The sequence below is a fragment of the Antarctobacter aquimaris genome, assembly GCF_900184945.1.
Taxonomy (GTDB): domain Bacteria; phylum Pseudomonadota; class Alphaproteobacteria; order Rhodobacterales; family Rhodobacteraceae; genus Maliponia; species Maliponia aquimaris.
Genome location: NZ_FXYF01000011.1, coordinates 154,346 through 166,000, shown reverse-complemented (window position 1 = coordinate 166,000; position 11,655 = coordinate 154,346). Strand labels below are relative to the sequence as shown.

General features: G+C 67.9%; 13 protein-coding genes. 8 read left to right on the top strand and 5 right to left on the bottom strand.

The genetic code is table 11. The features are described 5' to 3' along the window. Positions 1 to 566: 566 nt before the first annotated feature. Positions 567 to 932 (top strand): hypothetical protein, encoded by a 366-nt coding sequence (locus tag MAA8898_RS25890; protein ID WP_141194889.1) that lies wholly within the window; start codon positions 567 to 569, stop codon positions 930 to 932. Here the strand turns inward: MAA8898_RS25890 and MAA8898_RS18540 are convergent. After that, on the bottom strand, positions 866 to 2,389 hold the full coding sequence (locus MAA8898_RS18540) for a class I adenylate-forming enzyme family protein (RefSeq protein ID WP_094022518.1): 1,524 nt from the start codon (positions 2,387 to 2,389) through the stop codon (positions 866 to 868). The genes MAA8898_RS25890 and MAA8898_RS18540 overlap by 67 nt on opposite strands. A gap of 167 nt (positions 2,390 to 2,556) precedes the next feature. Here MAA8898_RS18540 and accB point away from each other — a divergent pair, with 167 nt between their 5' ends. The 3 genes from accB (at position 2,557) to aat (ending at position 5,185) form a co-directional block, all read left to right on the top strand. After that, a complete protein-coding gene (accB, locus tag MAA8898_RS18535; RefSeq protein ID WP_094022517.1) occupies positions 2,557 to 3,054 on the top strand; it encodes an acetyl-CoA carboxylase biotin carboxyl carrier protein in 498 nt (165 codons plus the stop codon). Between the two features lie 4 nt (positions 3,055 to 3,058). Beyond that, positions 3,059 to 4,408, top strand: coding sequence for an acetyl-CoA carboxylase biotin carboxylase subunit (accC, locus tag MAA8898_RS18530; RefSeq protein ID WP_094022516.1), 1,350 nt, complete (start codon positions 3,059 to 3,061; stop codon positions 4,406 to 4,408). Positions 4,409 to 4,537: 129 nt separating this feature from the next. Next, the gene (gene aat / locus MAA8898_RS18525) at positions 4,538 to 5,185 is read left to right on the top strand and encodes a leucyl/phenylalanyl-tRNA--protein transferase (protein WP_094022515.1); all 648 of its coding nucleotides are present in this window, start codon (positions 4,538 to 4,540) and stop codon (positions 5,183 to 5,185) included. A gap of 2 nt (positions 5,186 to 5,187) precedes the next feature. Here the strand turns inward: aat and MAA8898_RS18520 are convergent, their stop codons facing one another. The 3 genes from MAA8898_RS18520 to MAA8898_RS18510 are packed head-to-tail and all read right to left on the bottom strand — an operon-like array spanning position 5,188 to position 6,394. Further along, the gene (locus MAA8898_RS18520; RefSeq protein ID WP_094022514.1) at positions 5,188 to 5,568 is read right to left on the bottom strand and encodes a DUF2155 domain-containing protein; all 381 of its coding nucleotides are present in this window, start codon (positions 5,566 to 5,568) and stop codon (positions 5,188 to 5,190) included. Then, positions 5,565 to 6,014, bottom strand: coding sequence for an outer membrane lipid asymmetry maintenance protein MlaD (gene mlaD / locus MAA8898_RS18515; protein WP_094022513.1), 450 nt, complete (start codon positions 6,012 to 6,014; stop codon positions 5,565 to 5,567). The genes MAA8898_RS18520 and mlaD overlap by 4 nt, the downstream gene beginning before the upstream one ends. Further along, the gene (locus MAA8898_RS18510; RefSeq protein ID WP_094022512.1) at positions 6,011 to 6,394 is read right to left on the bottom strand and encodes an NADH:ubiquinone oxidoreductase subunit NDUFA12; all 384 of its coding nucleotides are present in this window, start codon (positions 6,392 to 6,394) and stop codon (positions 6,011 to 6,013) included. The genes mlaD and MAA8898_RS18510 overlap by 4 nt, the downstream gene beginning before the upstream one ends. Before the next feature lie 201 nt (positions 6,395 to 6,595). Here MAA8898_RS18510 and MAA8898_RS18505 point away from each other — a divergent pair, with 201 nt between their 5' ends. Then, positions 6,596 to 8,371, top strand: coding sequence for an FkbM family methyltransferase (locus MAA8898_RS18505; protein ID WP_094022511.1), 1,776 nt, complete (start codon positions 6,596 to 6,598; stop codon positions 8,369 to 8,371). Positions 8,372 to 8,466: 95 nt separating this feature from the next. Here the strand turns inward: MAA8898_RS18505 and MAA8898_RS18500 are convergent, their stop codons facing one another. After that, the gene (locus MAA8898_RS18500; RefSeq protein ID WP_094022510.1) at positions 8,467 to 8,682 is read right to left on the bottom strand and encodes a hypothetical protein; all 216 of its coding nucleotides are present in this window, start codon (positions 8,680 to 8,682) and stop codon (positions 8,467 to 8,469) included. A gap of 154 nt (positions 8,683 to 8,836) precedes the next feature. Between MAA8898_RS18500 and MAA8898_RS18495 the strand changes: the two genes are divergently transcribed. The 3 genes from MAA8898_RS18495 (at position 8,837) to MAA8898_RS18485 (ending at position 11,648) form a co-directional block, all read left to right on the top strand. Then, positions 8,837 to 9,094, top strand: coding sequence for a DUF2312 domain-containing protein (locus MAA8898_RS18495; protein ID WP_094022509.1), 258 nt, complete (start codon positions 8,837 to 8,839; stop codon positions 9,092 to 9,094). A gap of 172 nt (positions 9,095 to 9,266) precedes the next feature. Continuing rightward, entirely contained in the window at positions 9,267 to 10,694 is a 1,428-nt protein-coding gene (locus MAA8898_RS18490) for a circularly permuted type 2 ATP-grasp protein (protein ID WP_094022508.1), read from the top strand. A 12-nt stretch (positions 10,695 to 10,706) separates the two neighbouring features. Beyond that, on the top strand, positions 10,707 to 11,648 hold the full coding sequence (locus MAA8898_RS18485; RefSeq protein ID WP_094022507.1) for an alpha-E domain-containing protein: 942 nt from the start codon (positions 10,707 to 10,709) through the stop codon (positions 11,646 to 11,648). The last annotated feature ends 7 nt before the right edge of the window (positions 11,649 to 11,655 follow it).

Here is an 11,655-nt window from a genome sequence, read left to right as displayed (position 1 = left end):
GCCCAAGACCCGCTCGGGCAAGATCATGCGCCGCATCCTGCGCAAGATCGCCGAAAACGACTACGGCGCCCTCGGCGACACCTCGACCCTCGCCGACCCCTCCGTCGTCGAAGACCTCATCGAAAACCGCATGAACCGGTGACGCCTGCGGCCCGAGAACGACCGCAATCGGACATGCCAGCCGCCGGACGTCCCGGCGGCTGGCTTCGTTTCGGGTGCCGAGCCCGGCGGCGCGTCCAAGGCCGGTCCGCCGAGGTGGCGATGCGGTCGAAGATTTTCAGCCCGTAGAGGTCGTGGATGGCCCCGGAGAGATCACCGGCCAGGTTTTCCCCTTCGATCATGAACACGAAGACTGTGATCACGGCCCGGCGGAAGCGCCGAGAATCTGGACACAATTGAAGCCAACCCGCTGATCATCGCCGCGGGACGTGGTATGTTGGACAAGTTGGGGGCGCTCTGGACGGAGCAGCCAAATGCCTATGTCAGTTTCCCCGTTGCTGACCGCACCGCAGGTCACGGGCCACCCGCACGGGTTGCCCGAGCCGCAAGCCGACCGCGGTGACCGAATGCGCGTCAAACCCATCGCCGACGCCCGCAACCCCGAGGCGCGGCTGAAGGACGGTCAGGCACCTACCCAGTTCTGGCGCGCCGTCAACGGCGAACCGGATCCCAGCACCCATGCGGCGCCGCCCTCGATCATGCAGATCACCATCAGCCGGATGCTGGACGCCCAGGCGCCCAAGCCGGACGCGGCTCAAGAACCGGAGCCTGCTCCGCCCACGACCAGGGTTGAAGCAGGACAGCCCGCGCACCAGACAAGTCCCGCCGAGACCGATCCCAAGGCCGAACCAATGCCCCGCGCCGCTCAGGGGGCCGATCCGCCCTCGCCGGAAAAACCGGCGCGCAGATCGGTCTTCAACACCTTGCCGTAGTTGTTCTTGGGCAGCGCCGGCACGGCAACATAGCTCTTGGGTCGCTTGAAGCGCGCGATGCGGTCCAGGCAATGCGCGTCCAGTGCCGCCGGATCCAGCGGACCGTCGCTGACGACGAAGGCGACCACTTCCTCACCCCATTCGGGGTGCGGGCGGCCGACCACCGCGACCTCGAGCACCGATGGGTGCTCGAGCAGCGCCTCCTCGACCTCGCGCGGGTAGATGTTGGTGCCGCCGGAGATGATCAGGTCCCTGGAGCGGTCCTTGAGCGTGACATAACCCCCGGCGTCCATCTCGCCCATGTCGCCGGTCCAGAGCCAGCCGTCCTTCAGCGTCCTGGCCGTGGCCTCCGGGTTCTGCCAGTAGCCGGGCATGACGATGTCGCCGCGCACGCATATCTCGCCCACCGTGCCGGGCGGCAGGGTCTCTCCGTCCTCGCCCGCGATGCGCACCTCGACCGCCGATTGCGCCCGCCCGACCGAGCCGAGCCGTTCGCGCCAGCGCGGGTGCGTCCGGTCCGTGACGTCATGGCGCGACAGCGCCGTGATGCCCATCGGGCATTCGCCCTGCCCGTAGATCTGCACGAAGACCGGGCCGAACTGGTCCACCGCCGCGATGATGTCGGCGTTGTACATCGGTCCGCCGGCATAGACGATCGTGCGCAGCCCCTCGCCGCGCCGCCCCGATGCCCTGGCAAACCGCGCCAGGCGCTGCACCATGGTCGGCGCCATGAACATGTGTGCGCCGCCAAAGGCCTCGGCCAGGTCCAGCACCTCGCCCTCGTCAAAGCCGCCGGAGGGTGGAAAGACATGCCGCGCCCCGGCGCGCACGTGCATCATGTTGTACAGCCCCGCGCCATGGCTGAGCGGTGCGGCGTAAAGGGCAGCGTCCTCGGCGCGCACCAGCTCGCAGTCGGTCTGGTAGCACAGCGACACGATCGTCAGCATCCGGTGCGTGATGATCACCCCCTTGGGCCGGCCCGTGGTGCCGGAGGTGTAGAACAGCCAGGCCAGATCGTCGGGTGCACGATGCACCGGCGCTGCGATAGGCGGGGTGTCCAGCAGCGCAGCCCACGCCGCCGCGCCGCTTTCGATCACCGGGACCTGCGTGACCTCGGCGAGATCCGGCGCAAGGTCCGGCGTGGCAAAGACCAGCGAAGCCCCCGAGTTTTCCAGGATGAAATCCACCTCGCGCGGATGCAGCTTGGCGTTGATCGGCACCACGGCCGCCCCGGCGTACCAGGCGCCGTACTGCGCCACCAGGTAGTCGGGGACGTTCTTCATGAACAGGCCCACCCGGTCCCCCGGCGCAACCCCGCGCGCCACCAGTCCCGCCGCCAGCCGCAGCGTCGATGCGTGGAACTGGCCGTAGTCGGCCACGAGGTCCCTGCCCAGGTGCAGCGCCGGGCGCTCCGGCGTCAGCTGCGCCACCCGCGCCAGCCAGGTCGAGATGTTCATGTCCGCTCCTCCCCCGGCGGGATGCTAGGCCCGGCCGAGGGCCCCTGCAACCGCGCCGCCGCGCAAAGCTGTTCAGCATCGCTTTTCACCGCCCGCGCCTTCCCCTATAAGCCTCGCACGCCCCGCCTGCAGGCAGGCAAGGGGACCGATGACATGGCGAGGATGGCATGAGCGACAAGAAGACCGAGGCAGACGTGGCCTTCATCAAGGCCCTGGCGGAACTTCTCAATGAAAACGACCTGACCGAACTCGAGGTCATGCGCGAATACGGCGACGACGACAGCCTTCAGGTCCGCATCAGCAAGCAGGTCACCGTGGCCGCGCAGGCGCCCGCGCAGATGATGCCGCACTACGCCGCCCCCGCTCCGGCCGCCGCGCCCGCGCCGGCAGCCGCGCCGGCCGCGGAAATGCCCGAGGACCCCGCCGCGCATCCCGGCGCCGTGACCTCGCCCATGGTGGGCACCGTCTACATGCAGGGCGAGCCGGGCGCGGATCCCTTCATCGCGGTCGGCAAGCAGGTCAAGGAAGGCGACACGCTGCTGATCGTCGAGGCGATGAAGACCATGAACCACATCCCGGCCCCGCGCAGTGGCACGGTCAAGCGCATCCTCGTCGAAGACGGTGCGCCGGTGGAATACGGCGCCCCGCTCGTGATCCTCGAGTAAGCCGATGTTTGACAAGATCCTCATCGCCAACCGGGGCGAGATCGCGTTGCGCGTCATCCGCGCCTGCCGCGAGATGGGCATTCCCTCGGTCGCGGTGCATTCCACCGCCGACGCCGACGCCATGCACGTGCGCATGGCGGACGAGACCATCTGCATCGGGCCCGCGCCTTCGCCCGACAGCTACCTGTCGATCCCGGCGATCATCTCCGCCTGCGAGGTCACCGGCGCCACGGCGATCCACCCGGGTTACGGCTTCCTGTCGGAAAACGCCCGGTTTGTGCAGATCGTCGAGGATCATGACCTGACCTTCATCGGCCCCTCGGCCGAGCACATCCGCACGATGGGCGACAAGATCACCGCCAAGGAGACCGCCAAGGCGCTGGGCATCCCCGTCGTCCCCGGCTCCGAAGGCGGCGTGGCCAGCGTCGAGGACGCCAGGAAGATCGGCGCCAGCTTTGGCTACCCGGTCATCGTCAAGGCCACCGCCGGCGGCGGCGGGCGCGGCATGAAGGTGGCCCGCACCGAAGACGAGATGGAGCGCGCCTTTCAGACCGCCCGCGCCGAGGCCAAGAGCGCCTTTGGCAACGACGAGGTCTACATCGAGAAGTACCTCCAGCGTCCGCGCCACATCGAGATCCAGGTCTTTGGCGACGGCAAGGGTGGCGGTGTCCACCTGGGCGAACGCGACTGTTCGCTCCAGCGCCGCCACCAGAAGGTGTTCGAAGAGGCCCCCGGCCCCAGCATCACCCCCGAGGAACGCAGCCGCATCGGCACGATCTGCGCCAATGCCATCGCCAAGATGGGCTATCGCGGCGCGGGCACCATCGAGTTCCTCTATGAGGACGGCGAGTTCTACTTCATCGAGATGAACACCCGCCTCCAGGTTGAACACCCGGTGACCGAGGCGATCTTTGGCGTCGACCTGGTGCGTGAACAGATCCGTGTGGCCGCCGGGCTGCCGCTGTCGTTCTCGCAGGAGGACCTGAAGATCAACGGCCACGCCATCGAGGTGCGCATCAACGCGGAAAAGCTGCCGCAGTTCCGGCCTTCTCCCGGCAAGATCTCGCATTTCCATGCGCCGGGCGGCCTCGGCGTGCGGATGGACTCGGCGCTGTATGACGGCTACCGCATCCCGCCCTACTACGACAGCCTGATCGCCAAGCTGATCGTGCACGGCCGCGACCGCCCCGAGGCGCTGGCCCGGCTGAACCGCGCGCTGGGCGAATTGATCGTGGACGGCATCGACACCACCGTGCCGCTGTTCCACGCGCTGTTGCGGGAAAAGGACATCCACACCGGCGCCTACAACATCCACTGGCTGGAAAAATGGCTGGAGGCCGGCGGACTGGAATGAACGGGCGCATCGCGCCCCGGCCTTGCGCCGGGACCTCTGTCCAGGCCGGTGGCCCCGGCGCACGGCCGGGGCGGGGTCGCGCGGGCGAAACACTCCGGCCACCCTGCACAAGTCGTCTGTCCTGATCCGATGTCCGTCACCCCTGACCTCCTGCTTCACGCGTACCGCACCGGCATCTTTCCCATGGCGGAACGGCGCGACGACCCGGAAATCTTCTGGGTCGATCCGCGTCGGCGTGGGGTGCTGCCGCTGGACGGGTTTCACATCTCGCGCAGCCTGGCCCGCAGGTTGCGGCGCGGCGGCTACTCGGCGACATTGAACGCGGATTTCCTGGGGGTGATCGACGGCTGCGCCGAGCGCCAGGAAACCTGGATCAACGCCGAGATCCGCGCGCTGTACCACGCGCTGCACGTCCAGGGGCACGCGCATTCGCTCGAAGTCTGGATGGACGGCGCGCTGGTCGGCGGGGTCTACGGCGTGACGGTCGGCGCGGCTTACTGCGGCGAGTCGATGTTCTCGCGCCGGACGGACGCGTCCAAGATCGCGCTGGCCTGGCTGGTGGACCACCTGCGGCGCACCGGCTTCACCCTGTTCGACACGCAATTCCTGACGCCGCACCTGGCGAGCCTCGGCGCGGTCGAGATCACCCGGCAGGACTATCGCAGGCAGTTGGCCGAAGCCCTGGCGCGGGAGGCCGATATCCTCGCGCAACCGTTGGCCACTTCCGGCGCCGAGATCGTGGCCCGCAATGCCGCCTCGTCACGCGGCAAAGGCTGACTTCAGTTCGATCCGGTCGGAAGCCCCGTGCAGCGCAGCACCCAGACGTCGTAGCGCGGGTGGTCCAGCGGGTTCAGCGCCGGAGAGGCGGCGACCATCCAGCCGCTGAACACCGGCCGCGCCACGCCCGCCTCGCGGATGGTGAGAAAGGCATAGGCGTTGCCGGTGGGGTCGTCCTGCGGATAGCGGCATTCCTGCAACTGGACCTCCATCAGGCCCATCACCGAAGACTCGCCGTTCTGCAACGTCAGGTCGCTGACCTTGGCGTTCAGCTTGTCCAGCGCCCGAAGCACGGCGCCGCTGCCTGCCTGCACCGCCTCCTGCGCCACGCCCGGCCCCGCCAGCACAAGCGCCAGCACCGCGCCGACCGCCAGCGCCCTCATTCCTCGCTGCCTCCGCCCACATACTTGAGCAGCAGGTTCAGCAGGCTTACCGCCCCTTGGGTGTCCAGGATCTCTTCGCCCGCCTCGTAGTAGAACAGCGACCCGCCCGGCGAAATCTCGACAAAGTTGCCGCCCAGCAGGCCCTCGGACGCGATGGCGATCACGCTGTCGTCCGGCACCAGCACCCCGTCGTCCACGACCACCACGGTATCGGCACGGTACGTCTCGGTGTTCAGGGTGACGCCGGTCACGGTGCCCACCTTGACGCCGGCCAGCCTTACGTCGGTGCCGACGCTGACCCCCTCGATCGACCGGAACGAGGCGCGCAACTCGTAGCCGGTCGCGCCCAGCGCAAAGCCGGTGCTCTGCACGGTATAGGCGCCAAAGGCGATGGCGGCGGCCAGGACGGCGCCGCCAACGGCAACTTCCGCCATCGAATGGGTCATTCCGGCGACCAGGCCTCGTAATCGCGGCGCTCTGCCGGGGCCGCGCGGCGGATCGAGCCGGCCGGCGCATAGGCCAGAGCCGTGCCGGTCAGGTTTTCCACGTGGGGCTTTTCCCAGGATTTGCGCGGCAGCGGCCGGTCGGTTGGCAGGTCATCGAAGGTGTGGTGCAGCCAGCCGTGCCAATCCGGGCTGACCCGGCTGGCCTCGGCCTCGCCGTTGAAGATCACCCAGCGCCGCTTGCCGTCGCGGGTCTGGTAAAAGGCGTTGCCCTGCTCGTCCTCGCCGACCTTCACGCCTTTGCGGCTGGTGTAGATCAGGGTGTTGAGCGTGGCGCCATTCCACCAGGTCACGGCGCGCAGAAGGGTGTTGAGCATGCCCATGGACGACTCCTCGTGTCACTTGCGGCCCTGTATGGCGAATTCCCCACCCGGGGTCCAGTGTGCGGCATGACGCATCCTCCGGATCGGCACATTTACCGCGATCGCCAAAGGGTCTGGCCGGAGCCGCACCGTCAACATATTGTTAACACAAATGACTGCCACGCTAACCACGATTGGACGGGACAGGACGGGCGGACCGTGATGGATGAATGCGAGGCGGCGGTGACCTGCCACGGCGTTGGCATACCGGCATCGCCCTTTCTGACCGAGACGCGGCAGCGGCGCATCGCCGAAGGCCGCTACGAGGCCGACGAGATCGCCGGTGCGCTGGCGGTGGTCCGTCCCGGCGACCGCGTGCTGGAACTGGGCGCCGGGCTTGGCGTGGTCGGCGCGGTCATCGCGGCGCGCGCCCGGCCCTCCGCCGTGCTGTCCTATGAGGCCAACCCCGAGCTGATCCCGCACATCCGCGCCCTGCATGCCGCCAACGACCTGGGCGACCGTATCGAGGTACGCCACGCGGTGCTGACGGCCGGGCCGGACCGGCCCCCGACCCGCACCTTTCATCTGCGGAACTCCTTTCTCGGGTCGTCTCTGATCGACGTCGACAACCGCGAAACCCGCCCCGTGGAGGTGCCCACCGCCGATTTCGACGCGGTGCTGGCAGAGTTCCGACCCGACGTGCTGATCATCGACATCGAAGGCGGCGAACTGGAACTGCTGACCCAGACCCGGCTGCAAGGCATCCGCGCGGTGGTCATCGAACTGCACCCGAAGGTCTACGGCACCGAGGGCACCAAGACCTGCAAGGACCGGCTGCGCGCGCTGGGGTTCCGGCAGGTTGACAAGGTCTCGACCCGCTTCGTCTGGACCTGCACCCGCGCGGTGACGCGGCTCGAGGCGCCCAACCCCTCGGGCGGCTGGTCGGTCCAGATCGCCCGGCTGCGGCAGCCGGTGGTCGTGCCGCCCACCAGGCGCGCCCATGTTCAGCCCTCCGGCGTGCTGACCGCCGAGGGCAATATCGTTCCCCACGCGACGACCTGGCGCAACGGCCGCCTGCTCACCCCCACCCCCGACAAGCCCGCACAGGCCGAACGGCTGCCCGGGCGCTGGCTCTGGGGCGGCGTGCTCTGGCGCTACTTCCCGCACTTCGTGACCGAAAGCGTGACCCGGCTCTGGGCGCTGGAACACCTGTCCCAAAAGGACTTCGACGGCATTCTCTTCACGCCCAAGAATCCCCTGCTCGACGAGCCGCTGCCCGGCTTCCAGCGCGACTTCCTGCGGCTCATGGGCTGTGATCTCCCCATCCGCGAAGCCCGCACGCCCTGCGTGCCCGACGAGTTGATCGTGCCGGGCCAGGGCTTTGGCCTGGGCCAGATCAGCCGCGGCACCGACCGGTTCATCGCCGCCATGGCGCTACGCTTCGGCCAGGACATCGCGCCCGAAGGTCCGGAGCGGCTTTACATCTCGCGGTCGAGGCTGGGACCAAACCGCGGTGCGCTGCTGGGCGAGGAACGGCTGGAGGAGCGCCTCGCCGCCGAAGGGTACGAGATCTTCCACCCCCAGGCCCACCCGCTGGAGGTGCAAGTCGCCCGCTACAAGGCCGCGCGCGAGATCGTGGCCGCCGAAGGCTCCGCGCTGCACCTCTATGCCTTCGTCGGGCGCCCCGACCAGCGGGTGGCGATGATCCTGCGCCGCCGCTCGGGCGCGACACAGCACATCTCCTCCCACATCGAAAGCTTTACCGGACGTGCCCCGGTCTGGATCGAGACCCTGCGCCGCAGTTGGATGCCCGCGGGCCAGGTCCGTCGGCGCCTCGCGATCGGCGAGCCGGATTTCCCGGCGATGCAGGCGGCCCTGGTCGCGGCCGGCTTTGTCGCCCCCGGCGCAGCCTGGTCCCAGCCGGACGAGGCCGAGGTGCAGGCGGCGCTGGGCCCGGACTTCAGACCGGCCGACACGGAGACGCGGCTGGCCGGCTGAGCGCGCGCCGGGGCTTCTTCTCTGTCGAAATACCTCCGGGGGAGTCGCGCGCAGCGCGGCGGGGGCAGCGCCCCCTGCCTCCGGCGAAACAGCGATCAGCCCAGGAAGATCCCCAGGATCACCATCATCAGCCCGATGACCGACAGCATCAGCGCGCCCATGTTCAGCGGCACCACCTTGCGCACCACCTCGCGCAGTTCCTCGTCCGGCAGCCGGGCGCGGCGCGCCTTCCAGACCCGGACGATGCACCAGACAAGCCCGGCCAGTCCCGCCAGCGACACCGCTGCGCCACCCCAGATCAATGCCGCCATCGTCTTGTCCCCCTGCCTTCGGATGCAGCCCGCGCCTAGCGCCCCGCGGCCCGCCGCGCAACCCCCCGCGTGTCCGTCGCAAGCGCCCTTGATGGCGCGGCGCGGCTTGGGGTATCGAAGGGCTTCACCGGTCACGAGGTCAAAGAGGCAGAGCATGCAGGACACATCTTCGGACAACTACGGGGTCGCCGCGGGCGAGCTCAAATCCTTCATCGAGCGCGTCGAGCGCCTGGAAGAGGAAAAACGGGACATCGCCGAGCAGATCAAGGAAGTCATGGCCGAGGCCAAGGGCCGCGGCTACGACACCAAGGTGATGCGCAAGGTGATCGCCCTGCGCAAGCGCGACGCCGACGACATCGCCGAAGAAGAGGCGGTGCTCGAGATGTACAAGGCCGCGCTGGGCATGTCCTGACGGACGCGGGCGGGCAGGCCCCCCTGTCCGCGCGCAACCCTGCACAGGACTTGAGCACACAACCCCGGCGATCGGATGCGCTGGCCGTCGCCGACATTGCATGCCCCGTCGCACACCGCTAGCCTGATCGCGACAGGCAGTCGGACAAGGCTGCGGTAACGGGCACGCGGGAATGAGCGACCAGACAAATTTCGACGAGATGTGGGGCACGGAGCCGGGCGCGATCCGGGAACCCTACCAGCCCTTCGATGCCTGGTTCGGCGGCGAGGACCCCAAGCGGCTGCGCGCCAAGCAGCGCGAGGCCGAGGACCTCTTCCGCCTGACCGGCATCACCTTCAACGTCTACGGCCGCGCCGAAGCCGAGGAACGCCTGATCCCCTTCGACATCATTCCGCGGATCATCTCGGGGCGCGAATGGCAGAAACTGTCACGCGGCATCGAACAGCGGGTGCGGGCGATCAACGCCTTTCTCTACGACATCTACCACGGCCAGGAGATCGTGAAGGCCGGCCGCCTGCCTGAACGCATGATCAGCCGCAACATCGCCTTCCTGCCCGAGATGATCGGGGTCAAGCCGCCGGGCAACGTCTACACGCACATCGTCGGCATCGACCTGGTCCGCACCGGGCCGGACCAGTTCTATGTGCTCGAAGACAACGCGCGCACGCCCTCCGGCGTCAGCTACATGCTGGAAAACCGCGAAACCATGCTGCAGATGTTCCCCGAGCTGTTCTCGGAGAACCGGGTGCAGCCGGTCTCCACCTACCCGACGGACCTGCTGAACTCGCTGGCGGCATGCGCGCCCGAGGGGCTGGACCGCAAGCCCACGGTCGGTGTGTTGACGCCCGGCATCTACAATTCCGCCTATTTCGAACACAGCTTTCTCGCTGACGAGATGGGCGTCGAACTGGTCGAAGGCCATGACCTGCGGGTGGTCGACGGCCACCTCGCGATGCGCACGACCCAGGGGTACAAGCCCATCGACGTGCTCTATCGCCGGGTGGACGATGATTATCTCGATCCGCTGACCTTCAATCCCGAAAGCGCGCTGGGCGTGCCGGGGATCATGGACGTCTACCGCGCCGGCCGGCTGACCATCGCCAATGCGCCCGGCACCGGCATCGCCGACGACAAGGCGGTCTACAGCTACATGCCGGAAATCGTCGAGTTCTACACCGGCGAACCCGCACTGCTGGAGAACGTGCCGACCTGGCGCTGCTCGGAAAAGGACTCGCTCGCCTACGTGCTGGACCATCTCGACGAACTGGTGGTCAAGGAGGTGCACGGATCGGGCGGCTACGGCATGCTGATCGGTCCCGCCGCCTCGAGGAAGGAGCTGGCCGAGTTCCGCCGCAAGCTGGAGGCCCGGCCGAGCAACTACATCGCCCAGCCCACCCTGTGCCTGTCGACGGTGCCGATCTTCACCAACAAGGGCCTGTCGCCCCGCCACGTGGACCTGCGGCCCTACGTCCTGGTCAGCCCAAGGGGGATCAACATCACGCCGGGTGGGCTGACCCGCGTGGCGCTGAAAAAGGGATCCCTGGTGGTGAACTCCAGCCAGGGCGGAGGCACCAAGGACACCTGGGTGCTGCAGGACTGAGGGGGCCGGGACATGCTGGGCAAGACTGCAAACGGCCTCTTCTGGATGTACCGGGGGCTTGAGAGGGCGGAGAACACCGCGCGGCTGATCGAGACGGGGCAGCGCATCGCGCTGACGCGGCTGGGCAGTTCGGAAGGCGAATGGAAATCGGTGTTGCAGACCGCCGGAACGCTGGACGGGTTCCTGAAGCACAACGAGACCGTCACCAAGGAGGCGGCGATCGACTGGCTGCTGCGCTCCAAGGAGAACTCCTCGTCGGTGCTGTCCTGCATCGAGCGGGCGCGGATGAACGCGCGCATGGTGCGCACCGCGATCACGCTGGAGGTCTGGGAGGCGATGAACGGCACCTACATGCGCGCCCGCGATGCGCTGGCGCGAAAGGTGTCCGAACGCGACCTGCACAACGCGCTGGGCATGATCCGCGAGCGCGCCGGGCTGGTGCGCGGGGCGACGCATGGCACCATGCTGCGCAACGACATCTACGATTTCGCCCGGCTGGGCACCTTTCTGGAACGGGCCGACAACACCGCGCGCATCCTCGACGTGAAATACTACGTGCTGCTGCCCTCGGCGACGGCGGTGGGCAGTTCGATCGACAACGTGCAGTGGGAAACCATCCTGCGGTCGGTGTCGGCGCGGGGCGGGTTCCGCATGGAATACGGCGCCTCGACCGAGCCGCGCGACATCGCGCAGTTCCTGATCCTGAACCCGCGCATGCCCCGCTCGCTGGCCTTCTGCACGCGCAAGCTGCTGGACAACCTGGGGTATCTGAACTCGGACTACGGGTTGCGGACACCCTCCTACACCATGGTCGATCACATCGAACGCGCCTACCTGAGCTTCGACATCGACGCGGTGTTCGAATACGGGCTGCACGAATTCATCCAGAAACTTCTGTTCCACCTGGGCGATGTCGGGCGGCAGATCGAAATCGACTACCGGTTCTACGAATGACCGGGCG